Origin of the sequence: Paenibacillus sp. 1011MAR3C5 (assembly GCF_003591485.1) — a bacterium.
Classification (GTDB): Bacteria; Bacillota; Bacilli; order Paenibacillales; family Paenibacillaceae; genus Pristimantibacillus.
Genome location: NZ_QZCF01000002.1, coordinates 755,284 through 779,630 on the forward strand (window position 1 = coordinate 755,284; position 24,347 = coordinate 779,630).

The 24,347-nt window shown below is 44.5% G+C and carries 32 protein-coding genes; 30 read left to right on the forward strand and 2 right to left on the reverse strand.

Features of this window, described 5'->3' with window-relative positions; genetic code table 11:
• The first annotated feature begins 227 nt into the window (after nucleotides 1–227).
• From D3P07_RS08545 to D3P07_RS08560, 4 genes are all read left to right on the forward strand, one after another.
• A complete protein-coding gene (locus D3P07_RS08545) occupies nucleotides 228–680 on the forward strand; it encodes a MarR family winged helix-turn-helix transcriptional regulator (RefSeq protein WP_119799756.1) in 453 nt (150 codons plus the stop codon).
• 47 nt (nucleotides 681–727) lie between these two features.
• Nucleotides 728–2,347 (forward strand): MDR family MFS transporter, encoded by a 1,620-nt coding sequence (locus tag D3P07_RS08550; protein WP_119799757.1) that lies wholly within the window; start codon nucleotides 728–730, stop codon nucleotides 2,345–2,347.
• Between the two features lie 189 nt (nucleotides 2,348–2,536).
• On the forward strand, nucleotides 2,537–3,337 hold the full coding sequence (locus D3P07_RS08555; RefSeq protein ID WP_259391398.1) for a helix-turn-helix domain-containing protein: 801 nt from the start codon (nucleotides 2,537–2,539) through the stop codon (nucleotides 3,335–3,337).
• 102 nt (nucleotides 3,338–3,439) lie between these two features.
• The gene (locus D3P07_RS08560) at nucleotides 3,440–4,996 is read left to right on the forward strand and encodes an ABC-F family ATP-binding cassette domain-containing protein (protein WP_119799759.1); all 1,557 of its coding nucleotides are present in this window, start codon (nucleotides 3,440–3,442) and stop codon (nucleotides 4,994–4,996) included.
• Nucleotides 4,997–5,116: 120 nt separating this feature from the next.
• On the opposite strand, the gene D3P07_RS08565 is transcribed toward D3P07_RS08560, so the two are convergent.
• Complete coding sequence (locus D3P07_RS08565) at nucleotides 5,117–5,542, reverse strand: VOC family protein (protein WP_119800019.1); 426 nt, start codon at nucleotides 5,540–5,542, stop codon at nucleotides 5,117–5,119.
• A 326-nt stretch (nucleotides 5,543–5,868) separates the two neighbouring features.
• On the opposite strand from D3P07_RS08565, the gene D3P07_RS08570 reads away from it, so the two are divergent.
• The 24 genes from D3P07_RS08570 to D3P07_RS08685 all read left to right on the forward strand — a co-directional run bounded on the left by D3P07_RS08570 (nucleotide 5,869) and on the right by D3P07_RS08685 (nucleotide 21,507).
• Complete coding sequence (locus D3P07_RS08570; RefSeq protein ID WP_119799760.1) at nucleotides 5,869–6,141, forward strand: hypothetical protein; 273 nt, start codon at nucleotides 5,869–5,871, stop codon at nucleotides 6,139–6,141.
• Between the two features lie 86 nt (nucleotides 6,142–6,227).
• Nucleotides 6,228–6,857, forward strand: coding sequence for a pyridoxamine 5'-phosphate oxidase family protein (locus D3P07_RS08575; protein ID WP_119799761.1), 630 nt, complete (start codon nucleotides 6,228–6,230; stop codon nucleotides 6,855–6,857).
• Nucleotides 6,857–7,327 carry a hypothetical protein gene (locus tag D3P07_RS08580; RefSeq protein ID WP_119799762.1) on the forward strand — a complete coding sequence of 157 codons (471 nt, stop codon included), beginning with the start codon at nucleotides 6,857–6,859 and terminating at the stop codon, nucleotides 7,325–7,327. The genes D3P07_RS08575 and D3P07_RS08580 overlap by 1 nt, the downstream gene beginning before the upstream one ends.
• Before the next feature lie 71 nt (nucleotides 7,328–7,398).
• Complete coding sequence (locus D3P07_RS08585) at nucleotides 7,399–8,460, forward strand: DUF4037 domain-containing protein (protein WP_119799763.1); 1,062 nt, start codon at nucleotides 7,399–7,401, stop codon at nucleotides 8,458–8,460.
• Between the two features lie 140 nt (nucleotides 8,461–8,600).
• Complete coding sequence (locus D3P07_RS08590) at nucleotides 8,601–8,786, forward strand: hypothetical protein (protein ID WP_119799764.1); 186 nt, start codon at nucleotides 8,601–8,603, stop codon at nucleotides 8,784–8,786.
• 43 nt (nucleotides 8,787–8,829) lie between these two features.
• Complete coding sequence (locus D3P07_RS08595) at nucleotides 8,830–9,303, forward strand: hypothetical protein (RefSeq protein ID WP_119799765.1); 474 nt, start codon at nucleotides 8,830–8,832, stop codon at nucleotides 9,301–9,303.
• A 27-nt stretch (nucleotides 9,304–9,330) separates the two neighbouring features.
• Entirely contained in the window at nucleotides 9,331–9,732 is a 402-nt protein-coding gene (locus D3P07_RS08600) for a hypothetical protein (RefSeq protein ID WP_119799766.1), read from the forward strand.
• 129 nt (nucleotides 9,733–9,861) lie between these two features.
• Nucleotides 9,862–10,371 (forward strand): DUF6886 family protein, encoded by a 510-nt coding sequence (locus tag D3P07_RS08605; protein ID WP_119799767.1) that lies wholly within the window; start codon nucleotides 9,862–9,864, stop codon nucleotides 10,369–10,371.
• 36 nt (nucleotides 10,372–10,407) lie between these two features.
• Nucleotides 10,408–10,968 carry a histidine phosphatase family protein gene (locus D3P07_RS08610; protein WP_119799768.1) on the forward strand — a complete coding sequence of 187 codons (561 nt, stop codon included), beginning with the start codon at nucleotides 10,408–10,410 and terminating at the stop codon, nucleotides 10,966–10,968.
• A gap of 17 nt (nucleotides 10,969–10,985) precedes the next feature.
• A complete protein-coding gene (locus D3P07_RS08615) occupies nucleotides 10,986–11,492 on the forward strand; it encodes a DUF2569 domain-containing protein (protein ID WP_119799769.1) in 507 nt (168 codons plus the stop codon).
• A 264-nt stretch (nucleotides 11,493–11,756) separates the two neighbouring features.
• Nucleotides 11,757–12,329, forward strand: coding sequence for a GNAT family N-acetyltransferase (locus D3P07_RS08620; protein WP_119799770.1), 573 nt, complete (start codon nucleotides 11,757–11,759; stop codon nucleotides 12,327–12,329).
• A 37-nt stretch (nucleotides 12,330–12,366) separates the two neighbouring features.
• Entirely contained in the window at nucleotides 12,367–12,960 is a 594-nt protein-coding gene (locus D3P07_RS08625; RefSeq protein ID WP_119799771.1) for a hypothetical protein, read from the forward strand.
• Between the two features lie 23 nt (nucleotides 12,961–12,983).
• Nucleotides 12,984–13,313, forward strand: coding sequence for a low molecular weight protein tyrosine phosphatase family protein (locus D3P07_RS27450; RefSeq protein ID WP_119799772.1), 330 nt, complete (start codon nucleotides 12,984–12,986; stop codon nucleotides 13,311–13,313).
• A 72-nt stretch (nucleotides 13,314–13,385) separates the two neighbouring features.
• A complete protein-coding gene (locus D3P07_RS08635; RefSeq protein ID WP_310732539.1) occupies nucleotides 13,386–13,964 on the forward strand; it encodes a GNAT family N-acetyltransferase in 579 nt (192 codons plus the stop codon).
• A 48-nt stretch (nucleotides 13,965–14,012) separates the two neighbouring features.
• Nucleotides 14,013–14,672 carry an HAD family hydrolase gene (locus D3P07_RS08640; protein ID WP_119799773.1) on the forward strand — a complete coding sequence of 220 codons (660 nt, stop codon included), beginning with the start codon at nucleotides 14,013–14,015 and terminating at the stop codon, nucleotides 14,670–14,672.
• Between the two features lie 240 nt (nucleotides 14,673–14,912).
• On the forward strand, nucleotides 14,913–15,347 hold the full coding sequence (locus D3P07_RS08645; protein ID WP_119799774.1) for a hypothetical protein: 435 nt from the start codon (nucleotides 14,913–14,915) through the stop codon (nucleotides 15,345–15,347).
• 21 nt (nucleotides 15,348–15,368) lie between these two features.
• Nucleotides 15,369–15,668 carry a hypothetical protein gene (locus tag D3P07_RS08650; RefSeq protein WP_119799775.1) on the forward strand — a complete coding sequence of 100 codons (300 nt, stop codon included), beginning with the start codon at nucleotides 15,369–15,371 and terminating at the stop codon, nucleotides 15,666–15,668.
• Nucleotides 15,669–15,810: 142 nt separating this feature from the next.
• Nucleotides 15,811–16,458: an HAD family hydrolase gene (locus tag D3P07_RS08655; protein WP_119799776.1), complete on the forward strand. Its 648-nt coding sequence runs from the start codon at nucleotides 15,811–15,813 to the stop codon at nucleotides 16,456–16,458.
• Between the two features lie 133 nt (nucleotides 16,459–16,591).
• Nucleotides 16,592–17,134 (forward strand): dihydrofolate reductase family protein, encoded by a 543-nt coding sequence (locus tag D3P07_RS08660; protein WP_119799777.1) that lies wholly within the window; start codon nucleotides 16,592–16,594, stop codon nucleotides 17,132–17,134.
• A 291-nt stretch (nucleotides 17,135–17,425) separates the two neighbouring features.
• Nucleotides 17,426–18,367: an ABC transporter ATP-binding protein gene (locus D3P07_RS08665; protein ID WP_119799778.1), complete on the forward strand. Its 942-nt coding sequence runs from the start codon at nucleotides 17,426–17,428 to the stop codon at nucleotides 18,365–18,367.
• Nucleotides 18,367–19,101 (forward strand): ABC transporter permease, encoded by a 735-nt coding sequence (locus D3P07_RS08670; RefSeq protein ID WP_259391399.1) that lies wholly within the window; start codon nucleotides 18,367–18,369, stop codon nucleotides 19,099–19,101. The genes D3P07_RS08665 and D3P07_RS08670 overlap by 1 nt, the downstream gene beginning before the upstream one ends.
• Nucleotides 19,098–19,784 (forward strand): ABC transporter permease, encoded by a 687-nt coding sequence (locus tag D3P07_RS08675; protein ID WP_119799780.1) that lies wholly within the window; start codon nucleotides 19,098–19,100, stop codon nucleotides 19,782–19,784. The genes D3P07_RS08670 and D3P07_RS08675 overlap by 4 nt, the downstream gene beginning before the upstream one ends.
• Before the next feature lie 18 nt (nucleotides 19,785–19,802).
• A complete protein-coding gene (locus D3P07_RS08680) occupies nucleotides 19,803–20,885 on the forward strand; it encodes a sensor histidine kinase (RefSeq protein ID WP_119799781.1) in 1,083 nt (360 codons plus the stop codon).
• Nucleotides 20,886–20,889: 4 nt separating this feature from the next.
• Nucleotides 20,890–21,507 carry a response regulator gene (locus D3P07_RS08685; protein ID WP_119799782.1) on the forward strand — a complete coding sequence of 206 codons (618 nt, stop codon included), beginning with the start codon at nucleotides 20,890–20,892 and terminating at the stop codon, nucleotides 21,505–21,507.
• 103 nt (nucleotides 21,508–21,610) lie between these two features.
• Here D3P07_RS08685 and D3P07_RS08690 read toward each other — a convergent pair whose 3' ends face one another.
• Nucleotides 21,611–22,498 carry a flagellar hook assembly protein FlgD gene (locus tag D3P07_RS08690; RefSeq protein ID WP_119799783.1) on the reverse strand — a complete coding sequence of 296 codons (888 nt, stop codon included), beginning with the start codon at nucleotides 22,496–22,498 and terminating at the stop codon, nucleotides 21,611–21,613.
• 258 nt (nucleotides 22,499–22,756) lie between these two features.
• Here D3P07_RS08690 and D3P07_RS08695 point away from each other — a divergent pair, with 258 nt between their 5' ends.
• Nucleotides 22,757–23,194 (forward strand): hypothetical protein, encoded by a 438-nt coding sequence (locus D3P07_RS08695; RefSeq protein ID WP_119799784.1) that lies wholly within the window; start codon nucleotides 22,757–22,759, stop codon nucleotides 23,192–23,194.
• 359 nt (nucleotides 23,195–23,553) lie between these two features.
• Complete coding sequence (locus tag D3P07_RS08705; RefSeq protein WP_259391400.1) at nucleotides 23,554–24,318, forward strand: HAD family hydrolase; 765 nt, start codon at nucleotides 23,554–23,556, stop codon at nucleotides 24,316–24,318.
• Nucleotides 24,319–24,347: the final 29 nt, after the last annotated feature.

Here is a 24,347-nt window from a genome sequence, read left to right on the forward strand (position 1 = left end):
AATAAGGATATCTTCCATCATGGAGGGTATCCTTTTCTTATGGGTCTGAGATCGGATAGAGATGTGTCCATGAATTCGCTTTCTTGGCGATGACGATTATTATCCTTGAATTGGGCGCTTGACACTGGAAGGGAAGGCGACTATTATTTAAATAGTTTAAATATATAGATCTAAAGTTTATAGATCTAAAGTGTTTAGTGCTAAGCCAAATAGAAGGAGGTGTCTCTATGCCAACGCTCGTCAGTCGTTTTCAGCGTTCGGTCACGCAGCTTAACCGGCTATTCGCTTCAGAAATCGTGGATCGGCTCGACTCCCAAGTAACGGGGACGCAGATGTACATGCTTCATTACATCAGACAAAGCGGGAGATGCCGGTTGACAGAGCTTGCGGAGAAGCTGGATGTGAAGCCTAGCGCGGTAACGGTAATGATTGATCGGTTGGTAAAATCGGATTATGTGGTGCGGACGCATGATACGGATGACCGCAGAGTCATTCTGGTCGAGCTTACGCCAACCGGCATTGCGATTTTGGAGAAGGCACAAGCGATGCGTGAAGAGATTGTCGGAGCTTACATTGAGAAGCTGAATCCCGCCGATGTCCAAACGACTACGGAAGTGCTGGAGAAGATGGTGCTAATCGCACAAGAAAACTCCAAATGTCATGGGCGGCATAGCCGCTAAAGCAATTATTCTCAACTCATACAAAGAGAAAGAAGGAGCAGGAATCAATGGAACATTTGTCCCACAAGCGCAAAATTACGATCATGATGGCCATTATTATGGCAATGTTCTTTTCCGCGATTAACCAAACGATCGTCAGTACGGCGATGCCGCGTATCATTGCGGTTTTGAGCGGTATGGAATACTATAGCTGGGTCATTACGATCTATATGTTGACTTCGACGCTCGCTACCGTTCTGGTCGGCAAGCTATCTGATATTTATGGACGGAAGCCATTCATATTGGCGGGTATTGTTATCTTTATGATTGGCGCATTTTTAACTGGTTTTTCAAAGGATATTATTCAGTTGATTATTTATCGCGGTATTCAAGGCGTCGGCGCCGGTATTATTATGGCATCCGTCTTCACGGCGGTCGGCGATTTGTTCTCGCCTCGAGAGCGTGGCAAATGGACTGGCGTTATGATGGCCGTATTCGGCTTCTCCAGTGTTATCGGTCCGACGCTTGGCGGCTGGCTGGTCGATAACTTCGCGTGGAAATGGCTGTTCTGGATCTTCCTGCCGCTCGGATTTGTCGCCTTCTTCATGATTCTGTTCCTCTTCCCTAAGGTCGAGACGAACAAATCGGAGAAAATCGATTACGTGGGCTCGCTTTTCCTGAGCTTGACCATTATCGGCATCCTGCTCGGCTTCTCGTGGGCGGGCACGAAATTCGATTGGGGCTCCTGGCAAATTCTTAGCTTGTTCATCGGGGCGGCTGTCTGCCTGCTGATCTTTATCCTCGTGGAATGGAAAGCCAAGAGCCCAGTGCTTCCGCTTCATCTGTTCCGCAATGATATTGTAACCATATCGAATGTTATCGGATTTCTGATGAATGCCGGTATGATGGGAGCACTTATCTATCTGCCGTTCTTCGTTCAAGGTGTTGAAGGTATCTCGCCGACATACTCCGGCTATGTCACGATGCCAATGTCAATCGCTATGGTTATTATGAGTACGATTATCGGCCGTCAAATTACGAAAACCGGTAAATATAAGCGTTATGCGATACTCGGCCTGCCGATTATGATTGCAGGCATGCTGATTATGGCGTTCATGAACAGCGTATGGCTCGCGGTTGCCGCAATGATCGTATTCGGTATCGGTCTTGGCGTTGGCATGCCAGTCTTCTCGCTAACGGTTCAAAACGCGGTCAAGCCTAATGAGCTCGGCGTAGCTACTGCATCGTCGCAGCTGTTCCGTAACCTTGGCGGTACGATCGGCATTGCCGTAATGGGCACGATCATGCAGTCAAGCCTGGTACGCAACATGGAGAAGGAAGCAACTTCGGCGGAAGGCTTCAGCTTCGAGAACATCGATCCGGCGCTAGCCAAGCAGCTGGAGATGTTCCACAATCCGGAGATGCTGCTGGATCAGCCGAAGCTGCAAGAGCTTCAATCCACGCTGCCTGCCGATGTTCAGCCGATCATCACCCAACTGATTGAGACGCTGCGAGATGCATTAAGCTCGTCGCTGACTACGGTCTTCCTGGCAGGTACAGCTCTCGTCGCCGTGGCGCTCGTGCTTTCGTTCTTCTTGAGAGAGATTCCGCTTCGCACATCTAATGATATGCCGGAAGTGAAAGAGAAGGAAAAGGACGTACAACTGAAAAACCCGGCTAATGCATAAAAAATAATGAAATAAGCCTCCATATTCCTCACCGGCATGCTGCATGGTGAGGGTATGGAGGTTTTTTTAATTGCAAAATTCCAAGAAAAAAAGAGAACACTTGATCGCATATTGGATTGATGTTAAACTATGGAAGAACCAAGGCGGCAGAACCGTCTTGCTCTAGACCATGGTAGGACGGTGTATAACGTGACCACAACGACCACCGAAATTGATGAAATCATTGCTTATATTCATCAGCATATCTACGATCCGCTCCCGCTTGCGCGTCTGGCAAGCCATGTCTCTTACAGTCCGTACCATTTCACCCGGTTGTTCAAGGAACGTATGGGTATCTCTCCGATGTACTATGTCTCGTCCATTCGCCTGCAGAAGGCGAAGGATCTTCTTCTTCAAACCAACTTAAGCGTCAGGGATATCAGTCTGGAGATCGGCCAGCAGAGTCTGGGCACCTTCACGACGAGGTTCACCGAAAGGGTGGGCATGACTCCTGCTCAATTCCGGAACACAGCTCATGACGCTAGCAAGCATCTGCAGTCGCTGGAGCAATTGCGTGATTGGCACACACCGTATTTTTGCAATCCGAGGCATCCTACACTAAGGGGTACGATTAGCTCGGAGCATCCATTCTCAGGCGTGGTGCTGATTGGACTATTCCCTAAGCCAATACCGGAAGGTTTTCCACTCCACGGTACCTTAATCGGCTCGCTCGGCGAATTCGAGTTTCCCAATGTTGAGCCTGGCATTTATTATTTATTGGCAACGACCATCTCATGGGGCACAGGGGCCATCGATATGCTGCTGCCTCAATCGACGCTTCGCACACGATCCAGGGAAGCTGTCGTGGTCAGTCCTGGCACGGACCCAGCACCACTGAACGTAACCCTGCATCCGCCTGCGCTGGATGATCCGCCGATTCTGATTTCATTGCCTGTTTTGATGAATCACTTCCTGGCTCGGGTGCAGAATAGGGAGGAATACCGGGTTTAGAGGCCATTTTCGACGGAAAACGGCAATTTCGTTATTGAGTTAAGCACCCTGTAACGCTTATAATATAGCGAGTATGAAGTCTAACAGAAAAGGTGTTAATTCATGAGCATATTAAACGTAGAACGATTGAGCCACGGCTTTGGGGATCGCGCCATCTTCAACGACGTGTCATTCCGCTTGCTGAAAGGCGAGCACATTGGTCTTATTGGCGCCAACGGCGAGGGCAAATCGACCTTCATGAATATTATTACGGGCAAGCTGCAGCCGGATGACGGCAAGGTAGAATGGTCGAAGCGGATGCGCGTTGGTTATCTCGACCAGCATGCGGCACTGTCCAAAGGTATGACGATTCGCGACGTGCTGAAGGGCGCGTTCCAATACCTGTTCGATATGGAGCAGGAGATGAACGACATGTACGGCAAGATGGGCGAGGTATCGCCTGAAGAGCTGGAGCGTTTGTTGGAAGATGTCGGTACGATGCAAGATACGCTGACGAATCAGGATTTCTATATGATCGATGCCAAGATTGAAGAGACAGCTCGTGGACTTGGTCTGACAGATATCGGTCTTGACAAGGATGTTCATGACCTTAGCGGAGGCCAACGCACGAAGGTGCTTCTGGCGAAGCTTCTCTTGGAGAAGCCGGACATTCTGCTCCTTGACGAGCCTACCAACTACTTGGATGAGGTTCATATCGAATGGCTGAAGCGTTACCTGCAGGAATATGAAAATGCGTTCATTCTGATCTCGCATGACATTCCTTTCCTGAACAGTGTAATCAACTTGATCTACCATATGGAGAATCAGGAACTGAACCGTTATGTCGGCGATTACGATCATTTCCAGCAAGTATACGAGATGAAGAAGCAGCAGCTGGAGTCCGCTTTCAAGCGTCAGCAGCAAGAAATTGCGGATTTGAAGGACTTCGTCGCTCGGAACAAAGCTAGCGTTGCTACACGCAATATGGCGATGTCCAGACAGAAGAAGCTCGATAAGATGGATGTCATCGAGCTGGCGAAGGAAAAGCCGAAGCCGCAGTTCAACTTCAGAGAAGGCAGAACAGCCGGCCGAGTCATCTTCGAGACGAAGGATCTTGTTATCGGGTACTCTGAGCCGCTGTCACGTCCGCTTGATCTCCGTATGGAGCGCGGCCAGAAGATTGCTTTGGTCGGAGCGAACGGTATTGGTAAAACGACCTTGCTGCGCAGCATATTGGGTGAAATTCCAGCCGTGTCGGGATCAGTGGAGCTGGGAGATAATCTAGAAATCGGCTACTTCGTGCAAGAGGCGAAGGATGCCAATTACAACACATGTATTGAAGAAATCTGGAATGAATTCCCTTCCTATACGCAATTCGAAGTTCGTGCAGCACTTGCGAAGTGCGGACTTACGACCAAGCACATCGAGAGCAAAATCACGGTGCTTAGCGGCGGAGAGAAGGCCAAGGTCCGCTTGTGCAAGCTGATTAACCGCGACACCAATTTGCTTGTACTTGACGAGCCGACGAACCACTTGGACGTCGATGCGAAGGAAGAGCTGAAGCGAGCGCTTAAAGCATACAAGGGAAGCATCCTGCTTATCTCTCACGAACCGGAGTTTTACCGCGATGTTGTGACTGAGACATGGAATTGTGAGAATTGGACAACCAAAGTATTTTAATAGAGGATCAGAGGAGAAGGCCCTATGACGCGATAGATCGCGAATAGGGCCTCTTTTTTGTTAAGGGGAAGGGGGAGCAGTTCGAGAGGGTACTACTGTTTTTTTAAAAGTTAAGCTGAATTATTGAGCTGTGTCTGTAGTCACAGTGAACGTAATGCCAAAAGCATCCGTAACGGTGCCAAAGGCGGGACTAAAAAACGTAGCTTGAAGCGGATGCACGATATGTCCGCCATTGGCAAGCTTCTCGAATACTTCCGTTGCTCGTTCTGCATTCGGCAGCGTGACACAGACGGTAATATTATTGCCGCGTGAATATGGTGAACCCGGGAACGAATCAAAGAGCATCAGTTCGGACTCGTCAATCTTGAGATGAGCATGGGCAATCTTATCTGCTACGGATTCTGGTAGCGGGTATTCCGGATTGGCCGGCATCTCGCCGAACGCCTGCTGCATCAGTACCTCAGCGCCTAATACCTCTTGGTAAAAAGTGATCGCTTCCTTTGCATTCCCTTCCATAACGAGATACGGAGTAAGCTTAATCGACATCATGTACAACTCCTCTTCCAATGGTATAAATCTAGTATACCCCGATCATTTCATACGCATTTCTTCTGAATTGCGAAGTTACACCATGAAAGAAACATAACATACGCTGCCGTTGATGAAATCTTTCGCCGTATAAGTGGTTTTTGTTTCCTAATGAATAGGCTAACCGTATAATAGGGTTAAAGAAGAATAGGCGTTGTGACCTAGATTCTCCAATGTTTGGCTTACCACTCGTTATCTAGAATGACGGTTAAATCATGACGAAGATGAGTTCATAAACATAGTAACGTTGCAATGTTTTATATATTGAAGGGAAGGTGTTTCAAATGAAATCAAAATGGGATAAGTGGGAGCTTACGCGAGCTAAAGGCAAGAAAAACTACGTGCTATGGAACGGAGTATTAGGCTGGGGAATACCTACCGGCATATTGTTCACCGCACTCTCGACGTATATCAATCATAAAGAATTTGTTTTTAATCAGGATTTCTATCAGACATTGTTTTTATCTCTCGTGCTCTTTTCTTTGGGTGGAGTCGTATTCGGACTATGGACGTGGAGTTGGACGGAAAAGCTTTATCGGAAGAACAAGGGGGAATAATGGTTGAGGTGAAAGACTAATGCGAATCTTATGGGACTTTGACGGCGTGTTTATTCCGAAGGGATGAATAGAAAGGACGTGCAGGGATGAATCTATTCAAGCAGATTCTTGCAACAGAAGACGAGATTCGAGAGCTAATTGGTTTTCCAAGTGAGGTCGTACAGAAGAAAACGATTCATGAATTGGATAGTCACTGCCGAGCTTTTATTGCGATGTCACCACTCTTATTCATGTCTACCTCTGATACACAAGGTTATTGCGATGTATCGCCGCGTGGCGATGCACCCGGTTTTGTACATATACTGGATAACCAACATATGGTCATTCCTGAGCGCCCTGGCAACCGTCGGATCGACTCGCTACGAAACATTCTCTCCAACCCTAGAGTAGGGTTGATCTTTCTCATTCCCGGACTTGAAGAAACACTTAGAGTGAATGGGGAAGCGTATGTGATTAAGGATGATGAGCTATTAGAGCAGATGAAAGTAAACGATAAGAAACCGCTTCTCGGGATAGGCGTTAGGGTCGATGAAGCCTTTATCCATTGCGCAAAGTCCTTCAAACGCTCAGGAGCCTGGAATAAGGAATCTTGGTCCGATCAAGATCGACTGCCCTCCATACCGCATATGATATCTGCCCATGTAAATTCGGAGTCTTTTACGGTGGAGAAGATCAGAGATGGGCTGCAAGAAAGTTATGAAAAAAGGTTGTATTAATGGAAAATAGGATCCTCAAGGATGCCCTTTCCATCATTGCAGACTGTAAGAGACAAACCAACGATATTTGGGATGCTCATTTTGGAGCAGCAGCAATTGCCAGTTACTTTTCATTCGAGAATACCATACCGGGACGATCCTGGATTGGCTATCGCGTTTCGGAAGTGAAAAGAATAACGATCGATGAGAATGACCCGTTTCCTTCTATTGGAAATACGGAACAGCTGTCAGCATTCATACTAAATGAACTAGCTTCATTTCAGACCATATTCAGAGCGGAAGCTCATCATGATCTCATCGGACACGCTCTAACCTACTCACATGCGTTGAATATTTTATACGATCTTGGCCATATCACGTATTGGGATTTCGGCCACGTCTTTAAGTTTCCGTTCAGCTTTTATAATCATCTCAACCGGCTATCCGTTCAAATGCCTAAGGCGGAGGACAATTTTCGTTATCTTGTTTAAAGGACAGGATTCCTGGAATATATCATCGAATTGGTATGGGATATCAGGAAGAAATGAAATGAGGAAATCACATGGCTTTTATGCAAGGAATAGAACTATGCAAAAGATTTCATGATGAATGTATTGAACCTTTGCTTGCAAGACAATTCCCAAGTTTATTATACACATCGTCACTAATCGGTCCAGGAAGCGAAGTACTTGGCTTTGATACTGAAATGTCAATGGATCATGATTGGGGACCAAGAGTTGTATTGTTTCTTCAGGCCAAGAATATGGATTTGGCAAAGGATATCCAAAACGTAATAAATACCCATTGCCCTCAACGGTTTTACGGGTTCCATGTTGACTTGAATCAAACGGTAATTACATCACTGGCTCAATTCCTTCAATTAAAGCTTGCAATAGATGTTGAGAAGGAGCTTGAAGCCCTAGATTGGTTGACGTTCCCTTCGCAAGTTTTGGCTGAAGTTGTTGGCGGTGAGATCTTTCGCGATGATGGCGGGCAGCTTACCAGGATTCGTACGGAGTTCATGTACTATCCTCACGATGTATGGTTATATATGATGGCTTCTGTTTGGAATAGGATCGGACAAGAAGAACACTTGATGCTAAGAGCAGGGTATATAGGAGATGAGCTTGGATCTTCGGTCATTGGTTCAAGATTGGTTAGAGATATTATGAACTTATGCTTCTTAATGGAACGCCGATATGCACCATATCCCAAGTGGTTTGGAACTGCATTCAAAACGTTGGATTGTGCAAGTGAGTTGCTGAGCGTTTTGCATGCCGTTCAATCATCTATGACATGGAGAGAGCGAGAGAGTTCCTTATGCAGAGCCTATGAGATCTTAGCTCGTATGCATAATCGTCTAGGTATTTCCGAAACGGTATCCGAACAGGTTTCTCCCTTTTATGAACGGCCATACAACGTGATCCATGGCTCTGCTGTTGCAAATTCAATCATTAGTCAAATTACAGATCCCATGTTATGTAAGTTGTCGCAAAAACGATTAGTAGGTGGTATCGATCAAGTTTCAGATAATACGGATTTTATCTCGCTGAGTCAGTGGTGTCAGCAGCCTACGGAAAAAAGTGTTATGCGAGATTTGTATAACAAGATTTTGGAGTCGTAACCGTTATGACTCGCAAATACCTTACCCGATGGAACAGCGTACTCAGTACGCTTTTTTGCATTCTTAATTTTGGGGATAATAACAACTTTTTCATTATCCTTTTCGTCTAGAGATTAGTGCTACAAAGAGGGGGACTGTCGATGATTGTAGTAGCGATATTGCTAATCATGGGATTTTCTTTTGTTGGGCGTTCGCGGATGGTGCGGAATGAAAATAGCGATACGTTCTTATGGATGGGATGGCTAATTGTAGCAATGGCCTTATTTCTTGTTTTGTTTTTGGTGATGGGCAATCTGCAAGAAGCTGCGCATCGTGCTGGGCATTGAGATAAGCGAAACTAATTTGTTCTTTAAAGAGGGGTTTTGAAGCATGAAGTATCTTGCAGGTCTGTTGTTAGTTGCGCTAATCAGTTGTTCTGCGGTCGGTCTTGAGCAGGAGGAAAAGCCGGCTGCATTTGATTTTGTGTTTTCGTATGGCGTTGCGAACAAGAACGTACTGGATACACTTCAAGGTACATATACCAAAGATCTTGTTAAGAAAGGCACCAGCACGACTGAGCTGAGCTTAACCGAAAACGAAAAAAATCAAGTGCATACGTTAATGAAAGAAATCGGATTATTTGGCTATCCGAACGAAGTCGAAGGAATGAACATTAAACCGTCTTCTGGTTACACTTTTCAAATCTTTCTTAACGGCAAGGAGCAAAACATTCATTGGAAAGGCGAATTCAATGAAACCAAGACTCATAGGGAGTTCAAACGACTGACGGATACGATTATAGAGATAATTAGAAACAATGAGGCTTATCAAGCAATGCCCAAGAGTGACGGCTATTATGAGTAAAAGCTTGCGTGATGAGGAGCAATGAGGATGAAAACTTGGATACTAATGATATGTTCTGCTTTAGTGCTAGCCGGATGCAGCGCAAACCCGGGAAAGTTGGATAAGCAGAAGAACTCATCCCAGTTCAACATAGGGAATCCAACCCCTCAAGAGGTGTTAGAAGGAAAACCAGATGCCAACATTATGATGCATCAAGATATCGTACTTATTGAGGGTGTAGATTGGGTGAATGAGGAAGAGCTAACAAAGGACGAATTGCTGCTAGAGATTTCCATGCAAACCGATGATGCAGCCAAGTTTGAAAACGGTGCAGCGAATCAATTACCTGTCGGGACGAAAGTAGTATATCGCGTGAAAGAACGTGGAGATATCTTAATTGCAGAAACGGATAAGGGTGATGTAAGATATTACAAGTTAGTTGAAGGATAGCCGGCCGAAGCAAATCAATTGGATGACATGCAAATAAGCAAAAAGATAAAGCGCATTTTTCCATGTCAATGATAATATGAATATCTGGTCATATCGGACATTCAATATCATAGTTGGAGGGAACGACTGATGAAGCTGTTTCATTTTAGCGAAGAATCGAACATTCCGTTTTTTGAACCAAGGAAGATCTATGATCAGAGTGAAGCAAAGGTGTGGGCGATTGACGAGTATCACGCACCACATTATTTTTTTCCGAGAGATTGTCCTCGCATATGCTTATGGACCAATGAAGAAACATCGAATAGGGATAGTGAGAAATTCTTCGGAATGTCTGCTTCACGCCGGATGGTCGCGATCGAGACGAGATGGTATGAACGATTGAGAACGGGACATATCTACCGGTATACGTTTGATCCGGATTCCTTCAGGGAAGAGGATGGGAATGCGGGGTATTATGTGTCTAATCAAAAAGTAATGCCACATTCGGTGGAGCGGGTGGAGGATCTGTTTAATGCCATTCTGGACGAAGGGATTGAGGTTTGGGTCACACCTTCATTAATTCCAATGAGAGATAGAGTGCTAGAGTCGACGATTGCTTTCTCTATGATTCGAATGCGTAATGCGCAGGAGCTTGGCTAGACTTAAGCGAGACCAAATAAGTGCGGAGGTGATAGGTTGGAGATTGTATTTATTCGCCATGGGCATGGGGAGCATCTTGTCGATTATCCAAATCAACTCAATATATTGCATCCTGGTCTGACCGAATATGGGAGAATGCAAGTCATGGATTTAAAAGATCGAGTTGTAATTGGTTCAGATGATTTGGTCGTAGCCAGTCCGACGAAGCGCACCATTGAAACTGCACAAGTCTTATTAGACAGCAGTCATTTTTTTATTTCAGCAGCGATAGGCCCTCGCATGTTCCCGCAAATGTATGACACGCCCAGCCTTTTGTGCGATTTGTCTTATACCGTTGAAGAGATAAAACGATTATATCCCACCATCCCCATACTCGAGTGTTGTGTACAGGGCGGAGAAGGCATTAATAAGTTAAGGCAGCAAGATTTCGAAAAATTAGCTACTGACTTTATTAATGTATGCCGAGAAAGGACGAAACGTCTCTTAATTATTTCCCATGATGGGACGATAAGTAATTACAGGGTATATTTTGGCGAGAAGGAATTAACCCGGAAGGATTTTCTTGGTGAAGCCGGAATGTATCAAACTACTATCTGAAATAGGGACGTGTATCAATGGAAGCCAAGACGCAGGCCACACAAGACAATCAGCCTTACCCGCAATTAATCTCTGGATTAGGAGGATGGCTGGTACTGATTCAGATTGGCCTCTATGTCACCATGCTTATGTTGATTTTTCAACTGATGAGCACGGTCAACATATTTGGAGATGGGACATGGGAGCTTTTCACAGATAAAAGCTCAATGATATATCACTCCATGTGGAAACCGCTCATATTGTTTGAAATCATCTATAATGTTTTGTTTTTTGCGTTTTGCATTTTTATTCTAGTATGTTTTTATAGCAAAAAAGCGATTTTGCCGCGTTTGATGATCATTTACTTTGGCCTTAGCTTATTAGTCGGCATTGTTGATTATATCCTTCTGATGCAAATCCCGTTTGCTCGCGAGTTGGAGGATGGCGGTTCGATCCGGGATATGATAAGAGCGGCAGTCACATTCCTGATCTGGATTCCTTATTTTATTAGATCGGTTCGTGTTAAACATACATTTATTCACTAAAACAATTCGGACAGAGAATCTTCAAAATTTACTTGATTCTGGATAATATTTGGATTATGGTGGGAGAAGAAATCGCTTCTCTCCCTTTTTTTATTTTACAGGAGAGTTACATGAATGTAGCTTTTCGCGCAATTAAACGAGAACGTCTTCCTCCAAACCTTAACTCCTACATGACATCATATCGAACTCCAGCATAAGCATTGAAAAACGATCATACGTTACCATTTTGAAGAATTCATCTAACATAATAAATAATTTAGGGTGATGACAGTGTACCAGTTTTCAGAATTGGAAGGAAAGCGTGTTCGACTCGTTCCACTAGGGGAGGAGCATATTTTGCCGCTTTATGTGTGCTCAAGAGATCCGCAGATTTGGACTCATTTCCCTTATCGTATAGCAAACGTAGAAGACATGCGAGCATTTGTACTACAAGCATTGGAAATGAGAGAGCGTAATGAGCAATTTCCGTATGCGGTGTATGACAAGGAATTGGAGACAATTGTAGGTTCTACAAGGTTCTTGCGCATCTCAGAGAGCCATCATAATTTGAATATTGGAACGACGTGGTATTCTCCTGCCGTATGGAGAACAAGGGTCAATACAGAATGCAAATTTTTGATGCTCCAGCATGCTTTTGCAGAGCTTAAGGTCATCAGAGTTGAAATCGTCACGTCGACGGATAATGTGAGATCACAGCAAGCTATTGAGCGTTTAGGTGCGACTAGAGAAGGAGTGCTTCGAAAAAAGTACTACAACTTGGATTACATCATTTATAGTATTCTGTCGCAAGAATGGCCGCATATTCATAGGAAGCTGGAGCAGTACCTAGCCGAGTAAAAAGTCCAAAGGTCAACTTTTAAAGGGGGGGACAGCATTGGTTAAAAGATGCATAGGGTGTGTAGTATGCTTTATTTCCCTTCTCATTTCATTTGGTCCAAACCATATATACGCAACAAGCTGGGTAAGTCTTCAACCTGAAGAGGTGGTACAACGATCCTCTGTAATCGTCCAAGGTTCATATGTATTTGAGGATGGAGTTCAAAGACAGGATACGATGTGGCGGGGTTATCGCTTTAAAGTTGAAAAGATTTATCGCGGGACAGTTAAAGCCTCAATTGAAGCCGGTATTGAATCCAATGATATTGGGTGGGTCCAAGATGTTCAGGTAGAAGGCAGCAGCTTTGTCTTATTTTTAGAGAGGTCAAAGAACTCCAGCATGCTTGTACCTGTAGCTGGCCCTAATGGAATGATTCGCATCAAAAATGGTGTCATCACTCATAGCGATAAAGCAGCTAGCGCGTATTATACTGATTTTTTGAAGCAGACCAAAAGCAAACCGCCTCTTCCAGTTGGTACGGTCAAGACGGGACCCGCCATATATTGGGTTCTTGGTTTAGTGTTTCTTATATTAAGTTTCATAATTTATCTATACGTCAGAAGGTCAAGGGTTAAGAAAAATCATATCTAGACCTTTCAGAGGAGGCATCTTCGATTAAATTACTATTCCTATTCAGTAGAAATAAATGGCGGAGCTTAACTGCTGAGAAGATATTCAGCGCATATCCCATGTATGATGTTAGATCCGCTGGTACAGAAGAAAATGCCCGAATTAAGGTTACTTCGGGTCATATTGGATGGGCTGACCTAATATTTGTGATGGAGACTAAGCATAGCAGAAGGCTTAGGTCCAAGTTCAATGATGAAGTTGCAGATAAACCAATCATTAGGCTGGATATCCCAGATGATTACAAGTACATGGACGAAGAATTGATAGAGTTGTTAAAGTCAAGAGTGTCAGAGTATATCGAATTGCCAGACTAGTTCTTAATGACGGTTGAAGTGCTGGCGGTTGGCAAATCGGTTGTCGACCTCAGAGGAGAGGAGCCTATAGTTGTGAATATAGAGAATGATCATATCTTATTGATGCCCCGGCTGGAAACGGAAAGAACCATTTTGCGTAAAATTTCGCTCGAGGATGCGGCAGACATGTTTGAATATTGCTCAGATGACGAAGTCTCGCAATATACAACTTGGAATAGCCATCAGTCTATTGAGGATACACGTGCTTTTATTCAATATATATTGAATAAATATGACCAACAGCAGCTTGCGCCATGGGGCATAGAGGACAAAGCAACAGGCAAATTCATCGGCTCCTGCGGCTATGTCGATTGGGTTCCCAATCATGCCAGGGGTGAATTAGCTTACGCCTTATCGAGATCATATTGGAATCGGGGCTATATGACCGAGATTGTAAAAAGGCTGATAGAGATCGGATTTGAGAAAATGGGATTGGTTCGAATTGAGGCTCGTTGTTTAACTGCGAATATCGGTTCTGCGAGAGTAATGGAGAAGTCTGGTTTGATTTACGAGGGAACGATGAGCAAGGTCGTCTTTTGCAAGGGCGCCCATCACGATTTGAAGCTTTATGCTCTAGTAAAGGATAATCAAGATTTATTTGATCTGCATTGACTTTGAAATCAAGTTTATGAAATCGTCAAAGAGCAAGGGGTTAACGAAATGAAGTCTCCCGCCAAACCAACGATTAAAGGTATTATCTTCGATATGGATAACACGCTGCTCCGCTCTTCTATTGATTTTCACTCTATGAAGAGGGATACCTATCACTATCTGGTTGAGTCCCAATTCTTGCCGCCTGATTGGAATCTGGATCAGCATACGACTTCAACGATCATCACAGAAGCGATTTCTACCAATAAAATGGGACCCGAACACCTCCGCAAGATGTGGGATATAGCGAAAAAGTATGAAGTGGACGGAATGCGCGGAGCCAAACTTGAGAAAGGCGTCGTAGATTTTTTGAATGAAATACGAGGTGTGTATAACTTGGCAGTGGTCACAAATAATGCTGTGGAAGCAGCCGAAACAGCGCTTCGCGATAATGATATTCTCCCTTACTTCGACCTCGTTGTTGGCAGGGAGAGAATGAACCGGGTTAAGCCTTCTCCCGATGGTTTTCTATATGTGTTGCAGCAGTTTAAGAAGACAACCCCACAGGAATGGATATCGGTAGGTGACGCCTGGATTGATGGCAAGGCATCCATTGCCGCTGGAATCCCTTTTGTAGCCTATAACGGCGATTCTGATAAAATGAAACAACACGGTGTAGTACCTTGTGGGGAGATATCAGATATTAGAGAGCTAAAACGCTTTTTATAATAACTAACTGAAAGTATAATATTTGGTAATGCGATATCGTTTTGGATAACCAAACGATGCTTCTTAACGTCTATAAAGTAGTAAATGAAAATGGCTGAAGTCGAAAGAAAAGTTGCAGTGTGGAGATTTGTGGACATTGACCAGTGTTCCATACTTTCCCTGCGGTGAAAGTAGGTGGAGAAAATGTTAGTGAAGCCGCCCCTTTATAGCAGTAGACTCATTTATGGATGTGTATGGTTTATGGCGTTCTGTGTACTCGTCGGATCTGACAATTATCAATCGATTTATCAAAGCATATCGGCGGATCAAATCCAAGGTGTCCAGATGAGCAAAGCTGTATATACGGATAAGGATGCCGGAGCGTCTGTTCATTTTGAGCGGTTAGAGCTTGGCGAAGAAGAAGTAGGGAAGCTTGTTGAATGGATTAATTCGGTGCCGGATTCCGATATAACGGAGGTTCAGAGCTTTACAGGGAGTATCAAGGCAGCTATCACGCTTACTATTACGCCAGCGAAGACGATTCGGATTCAGTATGTTAAGGATCATATCTATATTGAGCGGACAGATACGAGGTACTATCCGGTTAAATATATGATTAAGCATAGCGAGCTGAAGGATTTTTTTGACGATTATCTTAAAGGTTTTTATTTCGGCAAGTACTCAGTAGATGCATAATATAGGAAAAAGGAGAATTATATGCATAGAAGAACGGTTGGCGTTGTCTTTATTATAATCGCTGCTTTCTTATACGGTGTTCGCTATCTCTCTGCTGCTATATACGGCTCGAATATCAGCGCATGGAGCAAGGAACGATTCGCAAACCTGTTAACGTATGTGGGAGGCGGCCCTTTGGTTTTAAGCTGGATTGCCTTGATCGTTGGCATTGGCTTATTTCTACCTGATGTTAGAAAGGTAATCAAGAAACAATTAAATGTTATAGAAGAAAATTGGGAGGTAGCGGATACCATTGTGAAGCAAAATAAAGAGCAAAGGTAGCAATAACTGCACCTACACGAATATGGAAGATGGTGGTATAATAGGCTGAGATGTGAGCTCACCCGTTAAAGGTGGGCTATTCGTACGAAAAAAAAGCAAGTTGTCCTATCCATCGTTTAACACATTAAAGGAGCTCATACCAATGAAATATTCTACAATCCTATTCGATTTGGACGGTACGCTTACAGATCCCAAAATCGGCATTACAAAGTCAGTCCAGTATGCACTAGCTAAGTATGGCATTCATGAAGACAATCTAGACAAGCTGGAACCTTTTATTGGCCCTCCGCTGGTGCAATCCTTTATGGAGTTTTATTCGTTCACAGAACTGGAAGCCAAGCAGGCAGTGGACTACTATCGAGAATATTTTTCCGAGACAGGGATTTTCGAGAATGAACGATACGAGGGTATTATCGAATTGCTGGATGTGTTGGTGAGAGACGGACGTACGCTGATCGTGGCGACATCGAAGCCGACAATATACGCCAAGCAAATTGCAGATCACTTTGAGCTGAGTCCTTATTTTGATCTGGTATGCGGCAGTAATCTCGATGGCACGATGACTGCTAAGGGAGAAATCATTCAATCCATTATGAATGAGAAGAAGCTGGATAGAAGACAAGTTGTGATGGTAGGAGACCGCAAACACGATATTATAGGGGCGCAGCTTAATAAGATTGATTCTATTGGGGTTGGTTATGGGTACGGCTTGGAGGAAGAGTTGCGAGGGATTGGACCCACTTTCTATGTAGAGAGCGTAATTCAATTGCACAAGCTATTACTAGGTTGAAAGGATCTACAATGAGTGAGCGTAATGAAGGAGATAGCCGGAAAATGATGGAAATTAAGATCAAAACCGCTCATGGTGTTAGATGAAAATAAAGTATTAGACTGAAAAACTAAGAGATAAAGGAGATTTAATAATGGCAAAAGTTATTATTCACGCAACAACAACACTAGATGGATACATGGCCGACAAAGACGGTGGTATCGATTGGATGTTCGATTTTGAAGCTACGGACCAAGATTACGCAGTTGTCAATAAAGTCATGGAGGAAATAGGCGCCGTAGTTGGTGGCGCCAACAAAACGAACACGATTGAAGAAGGGGAGATACCGTACGGTGGTATGTTGAAAATTCCAATATACCTCATGACCCACGAAGCCCATGAACCGGTTGAAAAAGATGGTATTACCTATAGTTTCGTCGTTAACGATATTAAGCAAGCCGTTGAGGCTGCCAAAGCAAGCGCTGGTGATAAAAGTGTCGCACTTTTGGGTGGAAGCATCTCCCGGCAATGCCTCAAACTTGGACTAGTGGATGAAATCGTATTAGATGTAGTACCCCTGCTGCTGGGCGACGGTATTTCATTATTTGGCGGGCTCGGAGAGCATATTAAGTTGGAGCGAATTGAAACATCGGCCTTTGCGAGTGAGACCCACCTACGGTACCGGGTTGTAAAGTAACGTTCTATATGGGTCAATTTGGTTGAATTGAAGAATGAGTCACGATAGGTTGGCTGGACTTCGACACATGAAAAGTACTTCGTACAGTCTGCAATAATGAGATGTTTATATCATGTACTTACTACAAGGGGTGGTTATATAACCACTCCTTATTGTGATGGGCATTTCCTCAAATCGAACCTCGATCAGAGGTAAGGGAATGTCGTCTATTCGGATTCATGACAAATGTAACTACATGCAAATAATCGAATTTGACATACTTAAGAGACTTAAATCGAGAGGGTGATGGCGATGACAATAGCTTCCATGCAGGGTGTTCTGAAACGATACGGCTCCTACGTAGCGCTTGATTATATTAATCTGGATATTCATAAGGGGGAGATTGTAGGCCTGCTCGGACCCAACGGAGCAGGGAAAACGACATTGATTCAAACGCTAACCGGCATGCTTCCTTTTGAAAAGGGAGAGATTGCGTTATTCGGACAGTCAAAAAATCCGTTCTCTCATGAAAATAAAGAGAAGATTGGTCTTGTTACTCAAGAGGTTGCGGTATTTGAAGAGTTGACTGCTAAGGAAAGCCTCCTGTTTTTTGCAGGCGTGTACGGGTTGAAAGGCAATGAGAAGAAGAAGAGAGTAGAGGAAGCACTTGACTTTGTAGGCCTCAGAGAACAAGCGAATAAAGTGCCTACCAAGTTTTCCGGAGGAATGAAACGGCGGCTGAATATTGCCTGTGCACTGACACATCGGCCCAAATTTCTAATTATGGATGAGCCTACAGTTGGTATCGATCCGCAATCGAGAAATCATATTTTGGAATCGGTCAAAAAACTGCGGGACAACGGGACAACTATCCTGTACACCACACACTACATGGAAGAAGTGCAGGAAATCGCATCCCGTGTCGTTATTATGGATCAAGGACAAGTGATTCAAGAAGGAACCGTTCAACAGCTGATCAAGACCATTCAGCACGAGGAGAAGGTCAGCTTTGATGTCGCCGCTCCGGATCAAGTTCCAGTCAAATTGCTGGAGGGAATTATCGGCGTGCAGAAAGTTACAGTAACCGGAAGCCAAATTACGGTTATATCCGCAGCCGGCGCAGGGAATCTTGATCGTGTGCTGTCCGTCGTCAAAGAACATTCGAGTGTGCTTGCCATACAAGCGGATAAACCGAATTTGGAGGATGTTTTTCTTACATTGACGGGCAAGCAATTAAGAGACAAGGGGGAATAATGATGCGCGTGCTCTCGACCATTCCATTCACAATGCTGAGGCTGGCCCGCAACTATATTGTTCTCATCCTGTTGCTTCTAGTTCCGATCGTTCTCCTCACGTTTTTCTCATTGATACTGTCTGGGATGAAGACAGAAGACGGTACGCCTTATTCCGATTACAATGCACTTACAATGGTGCTTGTCTTTCAGCTATTCGGCGGGACGACGGTTATGCATTTCATTCATATTGATTTGTTTACTGTTAATCGGATGAGAATGTTTGCTTTGCCCTTCAATAAAACGATGTATGCTTTTTCGATTATGATGTGCGGAACACTCTTCTCAGTCGTGCTTGGCATTCTGTTGATGACATACTCCCAATTTGTTCTGGGCGTTGCATGGCATAGCTGGGGATGGGTCATCTACCTGATCTCATTAATGTCGCTATTATCCAGCATCGTATGTGTGATCTTCGCCAGCCTCGTGAAAAACTACAAGCTTGCGGAACGATTAAGTGAAATTTATGGCGTTGGCTTTGTACTGCTGGCAGGACTGTTTTTTCCGATGCCGAAAAACGGTCTGTTTGACTTCCTCGGCTCCTATGGAAACCCGCTCACTTTGGCGATCAGGTCTGTAACAGACAGAAGCCGCGGCAACCTGTCGGAAGCCTGGTTTCAAGCCAATATACTATTGGCGGCAATCGTCATCTTATTCATCGTGATGCTGGTTGCAGGGAGGAGGCGAATGAGGTGACCATCTTTTATTTTGCATTAAAAAGAAGCTTCGGCAATCTTACGAATCTGATTTTTCTGAGTCTTACTCCTATTGTCTGTATTTTCTTCCCAGTTGGAGAATATTGGCCACTGCTTCCATACGGCTATCAATATTATGGCATTGTGATCCTGTTTGCTGCTATTCGGCTAACATCGCTTATCCTGGAGGACAGAGCAAAAGGGGTGATTAAGCGATTATCGGTAGCTCCTATCAGTTACTTTCGTTACTTATCTCAAAATCTGCTGGCGTATTCCGTTATATTGATCATACAGTGTGCCATCGTGGTTGGCGGCGGCTTAATATGGGGGCAGGAGCTGTACCAGCCACTATCGCTGCTGATCTTGTATATCTCATTCAGTTTTACAGCATTGGCGCTTGCGTTAGCCTGGATTACCCTTTATCGTAATAAGGACAGCTCCTTTCTCGTTTATATGGCGCTTATCTTTCTTGTCGTAGTCATGGGAGGCGTGATGATTCCGCTGGAGATGTTCCCGGACTTGCTAAAACGAGTTGCCGTGCTGTTGCCGACATTTTGGCTTTCTGAAGGCTTGAATTGGGTCGCAAACGGGGACGATGCTACTGATTTTTTACTCATTAATGGTGTGTTATGGCTGTACACCCTCATATTTGTCGTCATTGGAAGCACAAGAAGGATGCAATAAGAACGAAGGGGGTGAAGGATGGAATCATTCACAGAGCCCATGCGATTCGTCAATAGCTGGCGTATTCTTAATCTTGTCTTTCTCATTTTTTTGTGGGCCAAAGGCGAGTACGCTACATCTGTTTTCATTCTGATCCTTCTGTTATTGTTTCTCATGAGCATACGCTGGCGATTCAAATTGCCGGTATGGAGCGTGATGTTGGATGCGGCAGTCTGTATTCTTTATTTGCCGTATACCTCTATCGCTTATTTCGGTTTGTCGCTGCCTCTATTTGAATTAGCACTGCGCGGGAAGTGGCCCTTCGCTCTGCCATTCTTCATCATTTTGTTTGTTACGCCAGCCTCTCCTGCATGGCTGTTCTGGTACTTTGTCCTGGCCTTATTTATGGGCCTCTTTTCTTATGCCTCCTTGCAAAACCTGCAGAAGTACAAGCAGGAAGCAGATGAGCAGCGCAAAGCCAGATATGAGCTGGAGCGGATAAAAACAGACTTGTTAGCAGCCAACCAGTCTGTATCTCAGCAAGCTGAGCTAATGGAACGATTCCGTATGGCTCGGCAATTGCATGATCACTTAGGCCATGATTTGACTGGCGCAGCCCTTGCTCTGCAAGCGTATGAATATGTTCAAGAGCCTGAGGAAGCGCAAAAACTTCTGCAGGAGGTAAAACGCCGGCTGGAGCTCAGTACAAAAAGCTTAAGAGAAACCGTACATAACGCAACGCCAAGTGCCTTGATTGGTGTCGAAAATTTGGAGTATGTGGCGCGCAACTTTTATCAAGTGGAGGTCCGGTTTGAGAAGTCAGGAGATTTGTTGCTCGTCCCCGCTTATCATTGGGGGCTGCTGGAAGCTTGCTTGAAGGAAGCGTTAACGAATGTCGCCCGTCACAGCGATGCAACAGGGGTGGAAGTGAAGGTCCAGGTTGCGGGATCAATCGTTCGGCTGCTTGTTCAAGATAACGGAACACTGCAGAAAAAGGAACAGACTGGAAGCGGCCTGAGAAGCCTGCAGATGAGGGCGCGTTCATTGGGCGGAAGCCTATCGATCAGCGCAAACAACGGATTTTTGCTTGTTTGTGTGCTGCCGCTACTAGAGAAAGGGTGAAGGGATGAAGCTGCTAATCGTTGATGATGATCCGCTTGTTTGTCAAAGTCTCCAGCTGTTGCTTGGGAAAGAGGAAGATTTTGAAGTGATCGGTGTGGCGCTCAACGGTCAGGAAGCGATTCAATTGTGTCACCTGCAGCCTGATGTCATCCTTATGGATATTCAGATGCCGATAATGGATGGGATAGAAAGTACGAAGATAATCAAGCAGCAATATCCGTTCATCCTTGTTATGATGCTTACTACTTTCCAGGATGAACGAAATATTAGACTGGCATTACAAGCAGGGGCGGAAGGATATTTGCTCAAATCGTCTACGGTTGAAAAAATGGCGGAAAACATTCGAGCGATTACATCCGGAGCAACTGTTCTGAGTCCCGATGTGTTAAAGACGATCATGGAACCCAGCAGAGAAAGTCTGCAAGGGTTAACGGAGCGGGAGTCCGATATTGTGGAGCTGGTATCGCAAGGTTTGTCCAACAAAGAAATTAGCGAGCAGCTATATTTGAGCGTGGGAACCGTACGCAATATGCTGACGATAATATTGGATAAGCTGGAGCTGCGCGATCGTACCCAACTGGCTATCTATTATTGGCAGAGGAAATCACAATTGGGGAAATGAATCCAAAACGAGGATGATGCAGATTGAATAATCATGCATATGTGACGGCCTTAATGAAAAGCTTCCACGCAACCGATTTCGGTGTGGGAAGCTTTTTTAGATGCTATTCAAGAAGCAGCGGTATGCTTGCTTGCATGGAATGCAGCAGATCAAATTTAATGATTTTGTCCGGGTTGTTTTTGTAGTATCCTTCAGCATCCATTGGTTTTATTTTGGCGTGATATTCACCTTTGGCTACTTTCTTGCCCGTACTGTCCTTTTGGTCCCATGGAATGGTTGTTCGGATTGAACCATATCTCCATAGAATTTCACCGGTAAATGGCTTAGTCGTTAGGGTGCGAAGAAGTTTGCCATTGCTATCTGTAATTTCAACACTGAGCGAAAGCGGCTGGGTCAAGATTACGGAATCTTCTTTGCCGATATGAATGACATTCACAACAATAGGAGTGGTTCCACCTAGTTTGCTTTGATAATTCGTATGATGGAGTGCAGGGTTTAGCGGATAACCATAGAATCCGCCCGCACCAGTAACGGAACCTACATACCCTTGACTGTAAGACCAATCCGTTTTCTTCACCACATCAACCTTCAATGAATATTTATCCGGAGTTGCCATATATGGGAAGTACGTTCTGAAGTTGATGACATCCCCTTGTTTGAGCTGAGATATTGCCACATGATAAGGATCATAAGGCTCGACAGCGCTGCTAACGCCTAAGGTATTGCCTTTGCTGTCTAGGATGGTTAGGACAATATCCCGGTCTTTAGGGATCGTCTTCTCGATCTTGACCGTACCTTTAATTTCAGGCATATCGTCATCCAAGGCAAAACGAACATCCAGGTTGCCCAGTCTGACGTAACCATCCTTGTCCTTCAGTGCTAAATCACGATCATCTTCGTAGTATATATTCACCTGTGCCCAGTCGCTGCTGGTTGGCGCCGTATAGTAGACAGAAGCGCCCAATTCGTTGGAGAAAGAACGCAGCGGCACATACAGCAGCGGCAGCTGTGAAGACGAGAATCGCCATGCCGCAGATTAATCCCAACAGGAACTTTTTTGACAATGCTCACTCCCCTTTAACGAATTCAAATATCCTTCTTTTGGTGTATACCCACTATGATTTGAAAAGTTGCGGGGGTGATCCAATTCATCCTTTTTACGAAAATAAATGGTTCATTATGCTGGAATATGATGGTACAATAGGGAACGGGAGATCCAATTGTCATGCGAGGTGAACGTATTTAACTTATGACTTTTACAACGAAGCGACCGGTCGCATACTGGATGTTGTTGCTTATTCCATTCAATGTGATCATGATCATTTCCAATAAGTTGAAAGAGAGCAGCCTTGTTTTTGATCTGGTTATCTTGTTCTTCTTAATCGTATTGCTTGCCACGGTTCTATATTATGTTATAAAAATGAAAAAACACAACGCAGTGTCGACCGTCGAGCTTACCTCGCAGTCCATTAGGATCGCCAGTCGGGAGTTTGCGATATCTGATATTGAACGACTAACGATTACGAACTGCATGTTCAAATTGCAATTGAAAGGAAAGTGGATCTGGGTCGCTTATACCATCGATCCGCAGCATAGGGAAGACATTGCCCGCAAGCTAGCTGACTATTCCATAAGTCATGAGCTGGCGTTGGTCAATAGAGTAAAGCCTGACCGAACCTTTTCCTAAGTAACGGAGGAATTATATGATTTTCAATAAATCATTGGCCATAGAATCGCTCATTATTTCATTCCTCGTACTTGTTGTCGGAGTGATTTGGCAAGTGGGTCAGAGGATCATTCAAGGATATGCAGCAACGAAGAAGTTTGTCCCTGACATTGTCAAAAGTTATGAAACTACCGATTACTTGCAGCACAAAGTATCCTTCGGATACATACAGAGCTCTTTCGGATGGCGAACGCTCCTCTTTATGATCGCAGGGTTTTTCGCTATCGCCCTTATCTACTATATGGTTAGATTGCTGACAAGCCGCATGTTATAGAGTAAAATCCCATAACCCGCCTTTGGTTAACTGCCACCGGTGGGTTATGTTCATCCTGCAATCTTTGAGTTTAGAATGGATTTTGAGTGATTGGATGTGTGAAGTAGTGAGGTACAAAGCTATATTTCTTGATTTTTATGGGACTTTAGTACATGAAGATGATGATATTTTGCCAGTCATCTACGAGAAGATTCAACAATCTGCATCCATTCCTTGCAGTCAGCGAGAGATTGGCAGCTTCTGGTGGAAGAGCTTCTCGTCAATCTTCAGCAGCAGCTATGGCGACACCTTCCAAACCCAAAGATGGATTGGAATTGAATCGCTCAGGAAGACACTTGAACATTTTCAGTCTAGCGGGACTGCGGAAGAGCTCATACAGGTTCAATTTGACCACTGGAAAAGACCAATACTCTATTCAGATACATTGTCTTTCTTGGAGCAGCTCCAGGGGATACCCCTGTACATTTTATCTAACATCGATACAAGCGATATCGCAGAGGCGGTTCGCTATCATGGCATTCAAGTAGATGAGATATTAACTAGCGAGGATGTCCGTTCCTATAAGCCACGGCCGGAACTATTTCAGGAGGCAATTCGCCGAGTCAACTTGCAGCCTCATGAAGTGATCCACATCGGGGATTCAATCATTAGCGATGTAAGCGGCGCTCAACAACTAGGCATACAGGCAATTTGGCTAAATCGGCTGAACAAGCAACCACCTGACGGCTACCAACCGGACTATATAAGTTCGAATCTTGACGAGGTGCTCTCGATCCTGTATAAAAGCGGTATAGAGCGGGAATCGTTCTAAATTATTTTTTTTGAAGGAATGGTCGATGT